The sequence below is a fragment of the Mucilaginibacter phyllosphaerae genome (genome assembly GCF_004378255.1).
GTDB lineage: Bacteria > Bacteroidota > Bacteroidia > Sphingobacteriales > Sphingobacteriaceae > Mucilaginibacter > Mucilaginibacter phyllosphaerae.
The window spans coordinates 118,746-134,108 of record NZ_SNQG01000001.1 but is presented as its reverse complement, the minus strand read 5'-3'; the positions used below and the strand labels follow the sequence as shown (position 1 = coordinate 134,108).

11 protein-coding genes are annotated in these 15,363 nt (G+C 41.2%); 10 read left to right on the top strand and 1 reads right to left on the bottom strand.

Annotated elements, in window-relative coordinates; genetic code table 11:
* Window positions 1–140 precede the first annotated feature (140 nt).
* The 8 genes from E2R65_RS00590 (at window position 141) to E2R65_RS00555 (ending at window position 12,364) form a co-directional block, all read left to right on the top strand.
* Window positions 141–692: a phosphatase PAP2 family protein gene (locus E2R65_RS00590; protein ID WP_240043107.1), complete on the top strand. Its 552-nt coding sequence runs from the start codon at window positions 141–143 to the stop codon at window positions 690–692.
* A 136-nt stretch (window positions 693–828) separates the two neighbouring features.
* On the top strand, window positions 829–3,204 hold the full coding sequence (locus E2R65_RS00585) for a GAF domain-containing protein (protein ID WP_134334535.1): 2,376 nt from the start codon (window positions 829–831) through the stop codon (window positions 3,202–3,204).
* Window positions 3,205–3,263: 59 nt separating this feature from the next.
* Window positions 3,264–3,569: a DUF6660 family protein gene (locus tag E2R65_RS19975; RefSeq protein ID WP_373867781.1), complete on the top strand. Its 306-nt coding sequence runs from the start codon at window positions 3,264–3,266 to the stop codon at window positions 3,567–3,569.
* Between the two features lie 56 nt (window positions 3,570–3,625).
* Window positions 3,626–5,800: a TonB-dependent receptor gene (locus E2R65_RS00575; RefSeq protein ID WP_134334533.1), complete on the top strand. Its 2,175-nt coding sequence runs from the start codon at window positions 3,626–3,628 to the stop codon at window positions 5,798–5,800.
* A gap of 51 nt (window positions 5,801–5,851) precedes the next feature.
* Entirely contained in the window at window positions 5,852–7,771 is a 1,920-nt protein-coding gene (locus tag E2R65_RS00570) for a PAS domain-containing sensor histidine kinase (protein WP_134334532.1), read from the top strand.
* Between the two features lie 119 nt (window positions 7,772–7,890).
* Window positions 7,891–10,314 carry a PAS domain-containing protein gene (locus E2R65_RS00565; RefSeq protein ID WP_134334531.1) on the top strand — a complete coding sequence of 808 codons (2,424 nt, stop codon included), beginning with the start codon at window positions 7,891–7,893 and terminating at the stop codon, window positions 10,312–10,314.
* Window positions 10,315–10,379: 65 nt separating this feature from the next.
* On the top strand, window positions 10,380–11,624 hold the full coding sequence (locus E2R65_RS00560) for a sensor histidine kinase (protein ID WP_134334530.1): 1,245 nt from the start codon (window positions 10,380–10,382) through the stop codon (window positions 11,622–11,624).
* 134 nt (window positions 11,625–11,758) lie between these two features.
* On the top strand, window positions 11,759–12,364 hold the full coding sequence (locus E2R65_RS00555; RefSeq protein ID WP_134334529.1) for an alpha-ketoglutarate-dependent dioxygenase AlkB family protein: 606 nt from the start codon (window positions 11,759–11,761) through the stop codon (window positions 12,362–12,364).
* A gap of 93 nt (window positions 12,365–12,457) precedes the next feature.
* Here the strand turns inward: E2R65_RS00555 and E2R65_RS00550 are convergent, their stop codons facing one another.
* The gene (locus E2R65_RS00550; RefSeq protein WP_134334528.1) at window positions 12,458–14,008 is read right to left on the bottom strand and encodes a M20/M25/M40 family metallo-hydrolase; all 1,551 of its coding nucleotides are present in this window, start codon (window positions 14,006–14,008) and stop codon (window positions 12,458–12,460) included.
* 187 nt (window positions 14,009–14,195) lie between these two features.
* Between E2R65_RS00550 and E2R65_RS00545 the strand changes: the two genes are divergently transcribed.
* A complete protein-coding gene (locus E2R65_RS00545) occupies window positions 14,196–14,846 on the top strand; it encodes an OmpA family protein (RefSeq protein WP_134334527.1) in 651 nt (216 codons plus the stop codon).
* 19 nt (window positions 14,847–14,865) lie between these two features.
* A complete protein-coding gene (locus tag E2R65_RS00540; RefSeq protein ID WP_134334526.1) occupies window positions 14,866–15,354 on the top strand; it encodes a PRC-barrel domain-containing protein in 489 nt (162 codons plus the stop codon).
* The last annotated feature ends 9 nt before the right edge of the window (window positions 15,355–15,363 follow it).

The window sequence follows — 15,363 nt, the reverse complement described above, 5'->3', positions numbered from 1 at the left end:
ACGCATGGCTGACCCTCGTAACCGCTAAATATTACTTACTTTGGTATAAAAGTAAAATTAAATATTTAGCTGTGTATTATATTAAGTTAGCCTGTAATAAATACTTTTGGTTGTTTTTAATTGCAATACAGGTACTTACGGTGCTTTCCGGAATAGGGCGGGTATTTGCCCAGCCACAAATTCAACAGTTTGATGACAGAATAATGCTTGATTTACAGGCAAGCCGTACACCGGCCCAAACCGATGTAATGCTTTTTTTATCAAGAACCTATAAGTATGGGGATATAGGCGTACCTGCGGCTTTACTGGCAGGCGGCATTATCCGTAACGATTGGAAAATGCGCGAAAACTCATTATATGTAGCCAGCAGCACAGCTATATCTTACGGCGCCATGTTACTGATAAAACACTTGGTAAAACGCCGCAGGCCCTTTGTACAAAATATAAATATTGTGCCGGTGTACCGTGCAGGCAGTACATCGTTCCCATCCGGCCATGCGGCTACTACTTTTTCTACTGCTATGGCTGTATCAAATGCTTACCCTAAGTGGTATGTTATTGCGCCTGCTTTTTTATGGGCAGGTTCGGTTAGTTACTCGCGGATGTATCTGGGCGTGCATTACCCGTCGGATGTTTTAGCAGGTGCTGCCTTAGGTACCGGGACTGCGTTGCTGCTGCCATTAAAAAGATAATCCATTTTAAAGTAAACTTGGCGGCTTTGTTTGTAATTTAAGTCATAAACAATTGCAGGTTGCATTGTACATTTTGAATTAATATTAAATTTGTATTGATTTTTTAATTGGTACATAAGTGCTTTTAAAGCGAAAAATGAATCTTAAACCATTTACAGACAGTCCGTTCCAGATCCATATATCATTCCATGTGCTGATAGCAAAACTGGAGGAACAGGCCGCATCAAAAAGCGGCACGCGGGCTGCTATGGCGCAAGAAATTTTGGATGAGATAGCGCCCTATCCCGAGCTTAGAGAAGGTATAACAGATACCGATCAGTTAATTAAGCACGCCGGGATCATTAAACGTTTAACAGCCGACATTTTTCCGGAAGTACTTTCGCCTAACGAGATAAAAGCTATAACCGTTCCATTTCAGGATGTGCTTTTTAATCAAACACAGCGCCTGCAAAAAATACTTGCCGAAGCAGGTTCTGCATTTGATATCACTATAAGGGATTTTACCGAACACCAATTATATGTGAGTACCTGCTGCCTCATCCTGAATGAGTTTTACGGTACAAACTTTAACTTTTCTAAACCCTGGTTTTATGATATCCCGGATGCTAAAGGGATAATGAAGCATTATCGTATTTTATATAATGCCGATTTTATGGACCTGATGCCGGGGCCGGAAGCACCAACCCTTACTCCAGAAGATATTGAATTGCTACGCGATAATTACAATGACCTGGATTTATGGAAAAAATATTTCCCGGCATGCAGCTGGATATTAAAAGGTTTTGCCATAATCAACTTGTTTGATGCTACCTTGGAAAACGCAGTATCTTCTTTAAAAGGGACTTTGTTAGGTGCATCATATGGTAGTAAAGTAAAAGAGAACATCCTGGAAGTTTTCCGTTCGATATATAAGATCCCGGATATGGAGATCGGTTTTACTTCATTTGACGATAATGAAAGTAAATTTACCACCGCCGCATTTAACCCGCAGCTTAAAAGTTATCTGCTACCAAAAGATACAGAAGAAGAATGTTTTGATACGCTGTGTGTACGTTCGCTGGTAAAACTTGTACAGGAGCAAACCTATTTTGCCATATCTGATGTAGAAGGCTTTTTACGCAGCGACCCCGGGAACATTATGGCCCGGCGCTTTTTAGAACAGGGCGTAAAAAGCGCCATATTGGCGCCGGTAGTAAAAAACGAACATCTGCTTGGTATAATAGAGCTGGTATCTAACCAGGTTGGTGTGCTTAACAGTATTAACGCCAACCAATTAGAAATTGTGATGCCTTACATAACCGATACTATCGACAGGCAATTCAGTTATATACAAAACCAGATACGGGCAATTATACAAAATGAATACACAACTATACATCCCAGCGTTTATTGGAAGTTTAGAAAAGAGGCGGTAAAGTTTATAACCAACCGCCGTGGGAGTGAAGATTATATTTTAAAAGAAGTAACGTTTGAAGAGGTTTATCCGCTTTACGGCCAAATAGATATAAAAGGCTCTTCCGAAACCCGCAATCATAGTGTGCAACTGGATCTTCACGATCAGCTCTCGGCCTTGATACCGCTGATAGAGAAGTTGCAGAGTAGTGCTGATGACGGTGATATACAGCAGCATGTGCAAAACCTGCAGGAAATGGTAATGGATGTACAAACCCTGCTACGTGCCGATACAGAGCAGCAAATACAAAATTATTTAGAGCTTTACATTCACCCATTGTTAAAAGAAGCACGTGGCCTTACGGCCAGCTATCGGGCTGATATTGATCAGTATTTTTCACAGGCCGATAAACAAGGCGATTTTCATCAACACCGGCGTAAGTACGAAACTACAGTTGCTTTGATCAACGAAAAAATGGCTTTGCTGCTTGATAGGGCACAAATTGATGCGCAAGCCGCTTACCCGCATTATTACGAACGCTTTAAAACCGATGGTATAGAGCATAATTTGTATATAGGCCAGTCTATAGCCCCTGCAAAAAAGTTTGATATTACTAATTTGTATAACCTGCGTTTATGGCAGTTGCAAATGCTTTGCGAAATGGAGCTGGAGCATTATTATCTTAAGAACACCTTACCTTATCCGCTTGATGTAACCTCGCTGATATTGGCATTTAGTTTACCGATGTCCATCCGTTTCCGGATGGATGAAAAACGCTTTGATGTAGATGGCAGTTATAATGCGCGTTTCGAAATTGTTAAAAAGCGCATAGATAAAGCTTTTATAAAAGGTACTACCGAACGTTTAACGGCTATTGGTAAAATTACCATCGTATATTCTAACCACGACGAAGAGGTTGAATACCTTAGATATATCGGTTTCCTGCAATCAAAAAACATGCTGGAGAGCGATATAGAGATGCTGACGGTAGAAGATCTGCAGGGGGTGTCAGGTTTAAAAGCGATCCGGGCGAAAATTCGTTACAACACCAGTTTACCTGTGCGTAAATTTTTTAGTTATACGGAATTATTGCAGGAATCTACAGTTATTGCTTTTTAATATGCCTGTAACTGATATAATTTGCGGCAACATACTTATTTAATTGATACTTTTGCCCCGTGAAACTGCTTTGCATCCTGTTTTCGTTTATCGTGATCTTCCTATCGGTTAAGCCATGCTGTACTGATAGCGATTGCGATGCGGTGGTAAGAACCGGGCAGGCAGGCAAAGCAAAAAAGCAGGATTGCGCCGGGTGTTCGCCTTTCTTTTCATGCGGGGCCTGCGCCGGGTTCACAATTACCAAAACTGTTATCATAACATTACTGTTAAGCCCAGTCAAAACAGGCACAATGTACCCTGCCTATCAACAACCGGATGTTAAAGATGTAGTGCTTTCTATTTGGCAACCGCCACAATTAGGTTAATACCCTTACAATGGCCTTACAGGGCCAAATTATGGTATTAACACTAATCAAAAAACATGAAAAAAATTATTGTGCTTTTTACAGCACTGTTTTGCACTACTATAACTTATTCCCAAAATACATTTTCGGCCTTATTAAAAGATGCTGAAACAAACCAGCCATTAATAGGCGCAACAGCCTTATTACAAGGTACAACTATTGCCGCAACAACAGATACAGCCGGATTAATCATATTGAAAAATATCCCCGACGGTAAATATATTGTAGTATTCCGTTCGGTAGGTTATGTTACCCGGGCAGATACGATTACCTTCCCGCTAAATATACAGCAACCAATACTGATTGTATTACAACCCGACCAGAATGAGCTGAACGAGGTAGTAGTTTCGGCTACACGCAGCAGCCGTACAATTGCCAATATCCCAACACGGGTAGAGGTAATATCTGGCGAGGAGCTCGATGAAAAAAGCAATATGAAACCCGGCGATATCCGGATGGTGTTAGCCGAAACCACAGGTATCCAAACGCAGCAAACATCAGCTACCAGCGGCAACTCCAGTATCCGTATCCAGGGGTTGGATGGTAAGTACACTCAAATCATCCGCGACGGGTTCCCGCTGTACTCCGGGTTTTCGGGTGGATTAGGTTTGTTACAGGTAGCCCCGCTTGATCTTAAACAGGTTGAGGTGATCAAAGGGTCATCCTCTACATTGTATGGTGGCGGTGCAATTGCCGGCCTTGTTAACCTCGTATCAAAAACCCCAACAGAACAGCGGCAGTTAAATTTGTTATTAAACGGTACATCGGCCCTGGGGCTTGATGCAAGTATCTTTTATGCGCAAAAGTTTAAAGAAATGGGGGCAACAATTTATGCGGCTTATAACCACGGCACAGCATATGACCCATCGGGTACAGATCTTACCGCCATACCAGAATTTGACAGATATACCTTAAACCCAAAACTGTTTTTGTATTTTAATGCTAAAACTACATTAACCGCAGGTATTAATGCCACAGCAGAGAACAGGATTGGTGGCGACTTACATTATATTAAAGGGAATGGCGATGCCACTCATTCCTATTTTGAGAAAAATAAAACCGGCCGTTACAGTAGCCAGGCAGAGCTGGTGCATAAATTAAACGATAATGAAAAGTTTGTTCTAAAAAACAGCGTTAGTTTTTATGATCGTACTATTAACCTTCCGGGCTATGTTTTCTCGGGCGAACAGTTATCTACTTACAGCGAGGCAAACTATATTAAAAATACAGTGAAATCCGACTGGGTTTTTGGGCTGAATTTTTTGACAGATAAATTTAACGAGGGCCGTAACAGCAATTTTCCGTTAAGAAGTTATCAAAATAATACCATTGGCGGTTTTATACAAAACACATGGAACGTTAATAAAGCTCTTACGCTGGAGAGCGGTATCCGTGGCGATTATCATAACCAATATGGCTTTATGTTTTTGCCACGCATATCAGCCTTGTGGAGGATAAGCCCGCAATGGTCTACCCGTTTGGGCGGTGGGTTAGGTTATAAAGGCCCGAATGTATTTACAGAAGATGCCGAGCGCATCCAGTTTCGTAACGTGCTGCCGCTGGATGTAGCCAATACCCGCGCCGAGCGTTCATACGGTGCCAATTACGATATTAATTACCGCACACCGATTTTTAACGGAGCGGGTAGTTTTAGTGTTAACCAGTTGTTTTTTTATACCAGGATAGAGCATCCTATTTTACTTACGTTGCTGCCCAACGGCAATCTGCAATATCAGCAGCCTTCCGGCGATCTGAATACAAAAGGCATCGAAACAAATGTGAAAGTAACTTACAGTAATTTTAAGTTATTTATAGGCTACACCCTTGCAGATGTAACGCAACATATTGGTAATACCATAAGCAAATATACGCTGGTATCTAAACATCGCCTTAACAATGTGCTGATGTACGAAATAGAAGATAAATGGAAAATAGGGGCCGAGGCTTACTATTTTAGTCCGCAAAAACTTAACGACGGTGCTACCGGGAAAGCTTATTGGACAACCGGGCTGATGGCCGAAAAATTATGGGAGCGTTTTTCGGTATTCATAAATTTCGAAAACATTACCGATACACGCCAAACCCGGTTTGATACTATTTATACCGGCAGTATCAGCAACCCGGTTTTTAGGGATATTTATGCGCCTTTGGATGGTATAGTTGTAAATGCAGGTGTTAAGATTAAACTTTAAAAATTGTAACTAAACATGTAAAGTTTATTAATTTTAGCCTTTACTATTTTAATGAGTACTCATATAAACCATTTAAGCAGTGAAGACCTTTTAGATATCCTGTTATTATCTCATAATGCCACAGCTATTTATACCGGTGATGATATTATTGTACAAAGCGCTAATGATGCTATGCTCAAGTTTTGGGACAAAGGTAAAAGCATTATCGGGTTACCATTAATACAAGCCGTTCCGTCGTTAAAGGGCCAGCCTTTTATAGATATGTTAAAAAAAGTTTGGCATACGGGCAATACTATAGAGGGGGTTGATGCCGAAGCGGTGTTAGAGGTAGATGGCCTTTTGCAAACTTTTTATTATGATTTTAGTTATCGCGGCATTAAAAACCCCGATGGCAGCACGCGTTGTATCTTACATACCGCAACAGATGTTACCGAAAGGTATTTAAGCAAGGCCAGAGAAAAATTACTAAATGATGAATTAATAATTACCAACCGCCAGCTTAACCGGTCTCAGGAAAATCTGTTGCTAATGAACAGCAACCTGGCCCAAAGTGAAGCTCAACTCCAATTTGCTATTGATGCTGCCAGCCTGGGTACCTGGGATTTGAACCCAGTTACCAATAAGTTTTCTGGTAACGACAGGTTGAAATTATGGTTTGGGCTTGAGCCTGAGGAAGAGATCGAATTAACAAAGGCTACTGATGTGATTGCCGAAAGCGATAAGATGCGTGTTATAGCTGCTATACAGCATGCAATGCAGTTTGCATCGGGCGGTGATTATGATGTGGAATACACCATTATAAACCCCAAAAGCCAAATACCACGCATTGTAAAGGCACGCGGTAAAGCACTGTTTAATATTGATAATGAGGCGATACGTTTTAGTGGTACCTTACAAGATATAACCGAAGAACGTAAAGCACGTGAAGAACTTACCGAAACTAACCAACGCTTACAATTAGCGCTTGATGCCGGTAAGTTTGGCTCTTATGACCTGGACCTGGAAACCGGCGAGATGCTATGTACCGAACAGTGCAAGTTAAACTTTGGCCGGCCGTTAGATAAACCGTTCAACTTTCCGGATCTGATGGATGTGATATTGCCCGAGTATCATAAATTTATTGACAAGCAGATAAAAAACGCTGTAAAGCATAATACAGTTTACAATGCCGAGTACCAGATACGGTGGCCGGATGAATCAAGGCACTGGATAAGAGCAGCAGGCAAGCCGCGTTATAACGAACAGGGGAAAGCCATACGTATGGTTGGCGTAACTTACGATATTACCGAAAGTAAAATGAATGAACAGCGTAAGGATGATTTTATAAGCATTGCCAGCCATGAACTAAAAACGCCTGTTACCACACTAAAATCATCCCTGCAACTTCTTAACCGAATGAAGGATGACCCATCGCCAGAAATGTTGCCAAAATTAATTGAGCAAAGTAACCGCAGTATGGAAAAAATAAGCAGCCTGATAAATGACCTGCTTAACGTAAGCCGTATGAACGAAGGACAGTTACATCTCAATAAATCAAGGTTTAATATTTCACAGTTGCTTATTCAGTGCTGCAGCCATATCAGGGCGTCAGATAAATACGATCTGATTTTTGATGGCGATACAGCGTTAGAAGTACTTGCAGACGAAGATCGAATAGATCAGGTAGTTGTAAACCTTGTAAATAATGCGGTTAAATATGCGCCAAACTCGCCCCGGATATATTTGTCGGTTGCAATGGAAGGCGATACGGCTAAAATATCAGTAACAGACAATGGGCCTGGTATATTACCTGAGAAACTTCCGCATTTGTTTAATAGGTATTACCGGGCAGATTATTCGGGTATTCAATACTCCGGTTTGGGGCTTGGTTTGTACATCAGTTCAGAAATTGTGCGTAAACATGGCGGTAAAATAGGGGCCGATAGTGAAGTAGGTAAAGGGAGTACTTTCTGGTTTACGCTTCCATTATAAATTACAACCTGTAGCTCTGTAGTTTGGACTGAAAATTGTTCGGTATTTTCAGCGAACGCTTTTCTTTACCAGTAAAAGTTATCATATTATAAGTAAAATTATTACCCGGCAACTATTAAATGAGCAATTACCCGAGTCACTTTAGCAATGCCCAGTTACTGGAAATATTAGCCCAGACCAAAACCGCCACCGCTATCCATAGTACAGATGAAATGATCATCGAAACTGCAAATGATGCCATGATATCTATTTGGGGTAAAGATCGTGATGTTATTGGTAAACCTATCGAGGATGCTTTGCCCGAATTAAAAGGTCAGCCGTTTTTAGGTATGCTGCAAAGCGTACTGCATACCGGCGAAACGATATCTGGCAGCGATACCATGGCCGAACTTATAGTTGATGGCATAAAGCAGCAGTTTTACTTTGATTTTGAGTATCGTGCTATAAAAAATAATGCCGGCGATGTAATTTGTGTATTGCATACGGCTACCGATGTTACCGAACGTTATTTGAGCCGCCAGCGCGAGTTAGAGCTTGAATCTGAACTGCAAGCCACAAATGAAGAATTAGCTTCTACCAATGAAGAACTGGCAGCCGCCAATGAAGAGTTAGGTGCTTCCAATGAGGAACTGGCATCAACTATAGAAGAACTTACAGTTACCAACGAGGAGCTTGCCGAATCTAAAGATATATTACAATCGCTTAATTATTCGCTTACCGAAAGCGAAGCGCGTTTTAGAAGTGTGGTAACGCAGGCGCCTGTGGGGATCTGTATTGTAAGCGCTCATGATCATGTGATACAGGAGGTTAATAATGCTTATTTAGAACTGACAGGTAAACAAATGGGCGAGGTAGAAAACCGCACCATATGGCAAGCCATACCCGAAGCTGCTGCAGCGTATGCACCAATAATGAATGATGTAATTGATACGGGCATACCCTTTTACGCTAACGAAGCCGAACTAAAAGTGATGCGCCATGGTGTTACCGAGCAGGCTTTTGTAAATTTTGTGTACGAGCCTTTACGTTTTGCAGATGGCACCATTAGTGCGGTGATGATTATTGCTATTGATGTAACCGAACAGGTTTTAACCCGCCAAAGGATAGAGCAAAGCGAAAACAGGCTTAAAAGCATGGTGATGACGGCACCAATAGGGATGACGGTTTTAAAAAGCCGCGATTTGATGATAGAAATGGCCAACCAGCCCATGTATGAGATTTGGGGGCGCTCGCCGCAGCAGGCCTTGGGTAAAAAGCTTTTAAAAGTTTTCCCCGAGTTGCATGATCAACCTTTTCCAAAAATGTTGCAGCAGGTTTTTGATAGTGGCAACCGTGTTGCCGTACCAGAGATACCTGTAAAAATCAACACACCTTTAGGCGAGCTTAACTATATTGTAGATTTTGCTTATGATCCATTATTTGATTTAAATGGTAATGTAGAGGCTATATTAGCTACTGTAATAAATATTACCGAGCAGATTAGTGCAAGAAATGAGTTGCAAAAGGCCAAAGATATTTTAAAGCAAGCGATAGATTCGGCAGAAATTGGTACATGGTCGGTAAATATTGCTACAGATGAGTTAGTGTTGTCTGATCAGGCCAGGAAGATTCATGGCTTGGCGGCCGATTCAAACTTTACACTCAGGCAATCATTAAAAATGGTACTGCCACAACATATAGAGAAAGTACAGAACGCCATACAGCATGCTATTGATACCAAACAAAGTTTTGATGTTGAATATATTATAACCCCGTTTGATAACAGCAAGCAAAAGTGGCTTAAGGCTACCGGCAAAGCATATTATGATGATGATAACAACGCCGAAAGTATTGCAGGGACTATGATAGATATAACCGAAAGTAAAGCTTATGACCAGCAAAGAGATGATTTTATAAGTATTGCCAGCCATGAACTGAAAACACCGATAACCAGTTTAAAGGCAGCTCTGCAATTGCTTGATAGAATGAAGGATAACCCGCCGCCAAACATACTATCAAAGCTGATTGACCAGAGCAACCGAAGTATGGATAAGATAAGCACCCTGATAGAGGATTTGCTTAACCTTAGCCGGATGAACGAAGGCCAGCTAAAGCTTGAGAAAACAACGTTTACTGTAGCAGATATGCTAAACGAATGCTGTAATCATGTGCGTGTTACCGGCAAGCACGAATTGGTGTTGCAGGGCGATAAAAAGCTGCAGATATATGCCGATGAGCACCGGATAGACCAGGTGGTAGTAAATATGGTTAACAACGCTGTGAAATATGCGCCAAATTCAAAACAAATTTTTTTTAATATAGCGAAAAAGGGGAACTGGGCCAAAATTTCGGTAAGGGATACAGGGCCGGGTATTGCGCCGGAAAAACTGTCGCACCTTTTTGAACGTTATTACCGTACAGATGCTTCCGGTTATCAAAATTCCGGCCTTGGTTTAGGCCTGTTCATCAGTGCAGAGATCATCAGGAAACATGGAGGGGAAATTGGTGTAGATAGCGAATTTGGCAAGGGAAGCACTTTTTGGTTCACGCTGCCATTACTTTAAATTGTTTTATAAATAATTTAAAACTACCGGTATAATAATTACATTTATAAACTACTTAAATACTTTTGAGCAAGAACGAATTTCCAATACCAGAAAATGAGAGCGAACGTTTAGTTGCATTAGCCTCTTATAATATTATAGATACCGTTCCGGAGGAAGACTTTGAGGACCTTACGCTGCTTGCTTCACAAATTTGCCAAACCTCAGTTGCGCTTATCACATTACTGGATGATAAAAGGCAATGGTTTAAATCTGTTGTAGGTACCCATCTAAAAGAAACACCAAAAGAGCAAGCCTTTTGTGCGCATACAATTACACAAAATGCCGATTTAATGGAAATCAACGATGCACGTCAGGATGATCGTTTTTCATCTAATCCGTTGGTTACCGGCGACCCTAATATTGTTTTTTACGCCGGTGTGCCATTAATAAATAATGAGGGCTATGCATTAGGGTCGTTATGTGTTATTGACACCACAAGCAAGCAACTTACTGAAGAGCAAAAAAAATCATTAAAAATATTGGGCAAACAGGTTGTTGCGCAAATGGAACTGCGTAAAAAACTAACCCAGTTAGAAGCCGTTAACGAAAAGTTGCTGGAAACAAACACCTTTGTACAAAAATTTGCCAGCACTGCTGCTCACGATATTAAAAACCCTTTAAGCAGTATCCTGCTTACCTCACAGGCCCTGCAAATGCGCCTTAAAAACACAGGAGACGACAAAAGCCGTAGTTTGGTTGGATTAACCATTAATGCATCTAAACGCCTGCTTGGTTTGGTTGATGAAATGCTGGATTATTCTACCGAACCTTCTTTACTCATTACCGATCAAAAATGCGTACAGCTAAATAAATTGCTTAAAAACGTAATTGAATTGATAGATGTACCCCACAGTATCACCATTAACCTGCCAAAGCTGGATCATAAGCTGGTATGCTCGTCTGTTGCTTTAGAACAAATTTTCCTGAATTTGCTTACTAATGCAGTACGTTACAACGATAAAGCTAAAGGTATTATTAACGTGCTTTTTAAAGAAGAGCGTAATTACTATGCTTTTAAAATAAATGATAACGGCACGGGTATAGCAACAAATAATTTGGAGAAAATATTTGAAAAAGCGGTTACGCTTAATGCTGTAGACCGATTTAATAAAAAGGGTAACGGGCTGGGCCTGCATACTGTTAAACTTTTAATTGATAAGTTACAAGGATCGATAAACGTAGAATCGCGACTTGGGGAGGGAACAACGTTTGAATTTTTTGTTAAAAAAAATGCAGTTATTAATCAAGACGCTATCAGCGCTGCCTGATAGCGTTACATCTTGTAAAAATATTACTGGGAACGTAGTTATCGATACGCTTAAAGTTACAGATGTGGCACTTAAACATGAAATAACCAATGCAAACGGCCAGCTAAAAGTTGAATAAGATTTGTTTTGACTTAATGGAACAACTAAGCTTTTTTGATAATGCCCAATCGCTAAGACTCCCTGCAGACTTGATAGATTACTGTCCCGGGCTTTTTAGCCGCTACGAAAGTGACGGCTTATTGCAAAAATTGAAAGATACTGTTAATTGGCAGCAGGAAACTATTCAAATGTATGGCAAATTGCTCAATACACCACGACTAACCGCCTGGTATGGCGATAACAGTAAAACCTATGCTTTTAGCGGAAAAAAGTACGAGCCCTATCCCTGGACGCCAGAACTACTTTACATTAAACAGAAAGTTGAGGAAAGAGCCGGTATAACATTTAACAGCGTACTGTTAAATAATTATCGTAACGGTAATGATTCGGTTGCATGGCATGCCGATGACGAGCCAGAGCTTGGTACTAACCCTGTTATTGCATCCGTAAGTTTTGGGCAGTCACGCCGTTTTGATATCAGGCACAAACAAAATCATAAACTAAAGTACGCCGTGGAACTGGAAAGTGGTTCTCTGCTGATCATGAAAGGCGACTTGCAGCATAATTGGGAACACCAGGTACCCAAATCAACTAAAGCAATAAACGAAAGAATAAATCTAACCTTCAGGGTGATCAACTGATAGCATTTTAACACTATTTGATGATGTACCGGCTTTAAATAAAAAGATCCCGTTTCTATTTCGAAACGGGATCTTTTTATTTAATACAGATGATTAATCTAACCCGCCATGTCGGTTAGCTTTAACCTGCTCCGGCCATTTGCCGGGTTGGCCGGTGCGGCTGTTAACAGGCAGTTCAATTTTATCAAGTGGTAGTTTTGCAGGGTCTTCGCTGGCCATGTAAACTAAAATAGCAGTTAGGATAGCATTACTGCGCAAATCGTCGAAAACTATTTTATCATAGGTATCGCGGTTGGTGTGCCAGGTATAGTTACCGTAGGACCAGCTGTTTGAGCTAAGAGAAAACCCCGGAGCGCCAACTGCCACAAACGAGGCAAAATCAGAGCCGCCACCACCCGGAGCGCCCGGGAAACTGGTTTTTATCTGATGGCGAATGGTATCAGGCACAGCTTCTAACCAGCGGCTAATAAAATCGCCGGCTTTAGCAAAGCCTTGTCCGCCAATGTTTACTACACGGCCGGTACCATTATCCTGGTTAAATAAAGCCTGCAAGTTACCCACAATTTCGGGATGGTCTTCTACAAATGCGCGCGATCCATTCAAGCCTTGTTCTTCACTACTCCAGTGGCCTACTAAAATAGTGCGTTTTGGGTTAGGATAAACTTTTTTAAGGATACGCATAGCCTCCATCATGGTTAAAGTACCCGTTCCATTGTCTGTAGCGCCTGTGCCGCCATCCCATGAATCGAAATGGGCCGATAGCATTACATATTCGTTAGGCTTTTCTTTGCCTTTTATTTCGCCCACAATGTTAAAGGTTGGCACTACACCAAGTTCTTTAGATTCTGTTTGTATGGTTATTTTTGGTTTCACACCGTTTTCGTTTAAACGGTAAAGCATGCCGTAATCTTCTAATGCAATATCAACAGTAGGCACCACTTTGGTATAAGCCGCAAATATTTTATCAACCCCAAATCCTGCCGACCAGTTAGAGGTAAGGATACCCGCTGCGCCTGCTTTCTCTAATGCTACAGGTAAGGTACGGGTGGTTAAGCCTGTGTTAGTGATACGTTTGCGCCAGGCATCAGTTTGTGCGGTGCGCGCAGCTTTCATTTTATCTATTGAACCACTTAACGCAAATTCTTTCCAATTGTCATCCGGGCGCCCTGTTGGCTGGCTCATGGATATCATTACAAATTTACCTTTTACTGCCGGCAGCCATTTCTGAAAGGCGGTAGAATCGGCCAGTTCGGGCAGGATAATGATTTCGGCGGTAACTGCCTTTTTCATGCCGGGGCTCCATGCCAGTTGTGTACCTTCTAATGATTTTATGCGGGGGTAAACCATGTCGATATGCGATATGCCACGTTCCCAGCCGCGCCATTCTCCCCATTTTTCCTGTCGTGCGGTAATGCCCCAGCTTTTGTACTTATCAAGCGCCCATTTGCCGGCCTTGTCAAACTCTGGTGTACCTACCAGCCGCGGGCCAATGCCGTCAAGTAATTCCTGTCCAAGTTTTTCCAGCTGCGAGTTGTCTGTCTCTTCTTTTACAATGTTATCAACTACGGCATTTTTGCTTTGCGCAAAGGTATTACCACCTGCAAATAAAGCCGAAGCAATAAGTAGTTTAGTTAAGTTTTTCATGTATTTAATGTAGGGCTTAGTTTAAATAGCGAATGTATAAAATGCACAGCTTAAAACATATTTGGCTGATGCTGTATGGTGTAACAAGTTTGTTAGGTTAAAATATCTTAGTAAATGATTAGTTGCAGATTAAACTTATTGGCCTGATTAATGCTTATTTATAAACAACCAACATCAATAAAACTACATGGCACAGTTAGACGTTCAACCTAAGCGAAAAGGCTCTCCCTTTATATGGATCATATTTGCCATACTGGCTATTGCAACGGCAGTTTTACTTTATCGTGGCTGTAACCGTACACAACCTTTAAAATTGGATACTTCTGACACCATTAAAAAAGATACTGTAAAAACAGACAGCAGTGTTATTGTAACCACACAACCCGACTGGAATTCGGTGGATTTTACTATCCCGAGATCATCAATGGCAGAGGTGACTGATACCGCAATTATTGTTAGGGGTAATGATAAGTACACCATTTATAGCTTAGGAGAAAATATTTTATTTAACGCAGGTAAAAGCACATTACAGCAAGGTGCGGCTGAAAAATTAAAGCAGGTAGCAGCGTCACTTCAAAAACGTTATAAAATGGCTGCAATAGCTATATATGGGCATACCGATTCTGTTGGTAATGCCGGCGATAATAAAGCGCTCGGGGCAGACCGCGCTAATGCGGTAAAAGAATGGCTGGCCACTAAAGGAGGTATTTTACCAGATAAGCTGTCTGTTCATTCACTGGGAGAAAAGCAGCCGTTAGCCACTAATGATACGGATAGGGGAAGGGCGCAAAATCGTAGTGTAGAAATTGTGGCTTACACAAACGGCGAAAATCAATAATGCAATTAATTATAAAATAATGGATACGGAAGATATTACAGGTAAATACAATCTGCAGGAATTAAGCAACAGCGATTTTGAAATAGTAGATGGACAGCCCGAAATTTTTGGATGGGACGTAAGAGATAAGCATAAAAATAAAGTTGGCGAAGTTTATGAGCTGCTTTTTAATCCGGATACTCGCAAAGTACACTACATTGTTGTAGATATGGGGAGCAGCGATGTTGATCTGGAGGAGGGGCGCGTACTTATACCTATAGGTATTGCAGATTTTAACCTTAAAGATGATGAGGTAAAGTTGCCAGGTGTAAGTGTAACCAATTTGCTTGCTTTGCCATTGTATGAAAAAGGGCGTATCATCAGTGCCGAAACTGATGAAGAGATACGTTTGGCTTTAGATAAAGTTGAAAAAGATGCACCCATAAAGCCCGGATCTTTACATGTTGCCGAAACCAAATTTTATGGCAAACGCACAGAAGGTTTTATTGCAGGCGATGATAACGCATAAATATTGATC

What these genes read in the sequence shown, in the direction of transcription:
- E2R65_RS00585 (WP_134334535.1), top strand. Translation starts at nt 829, where the DNA reads ATGAATCTTAAACCATTTACAGACAGTCCGTTCCAGATCCATATATCA.
- E2R65_RS00575 (WP_134334533.1), top strand. Translation starts at nt 3,626, where the DNA reads ATGAAAAAAATTATTGTGCTTTTTACAGCACTGTTTTGCACTACTATA.
- E2R65_RS00570 (WP_134334532.1), top strand. Translation starts at nt 5,852, where the DNA reads ATGAGTACTCATATAAACCATTTAAGCAGTGAAGACCTTTTAGATATC.
- E2R65_RS00565 (WP_134334531.1), top strand. Translation starts at nt 7,891, where the DNA reads ATGAGCAATTACCCGAGTCACTTTAGCAATGCCCAGTTACTGGAAATA.
- E2R65_RS00555 (WP_134334529.1), top strand. Translation starts at nt 11,759, where the DNA reads ATGGAACAACTAAGCTTTTTTGATAATGCCCAATCGCTAAGACTCCCT.
- E2R65_RS00550 (WP_134334528.1), bottom strand. Translation starts at nt 14,008, where the DNA reads ATGAAAAACTTAACTAAACTACTTATTGCTTCGGCTTTATTTGCAGGT.
- E2R65_RS00545 (WP_134334527.1), top strand. Translation starts at nt 14,196, where the DNA reads ATGGCACAGTTAGACGTTCAACCTAAGCGAAAAGGCTCTCCCTTTATA.
- E2R65_RS00540 (WP_134334526.1), top strand. Translation starts at nt 14,866, where the DNA reads ATGGATACGGAAGATATTACAGGTAAATACAATCTGCAGGAATTAAGC.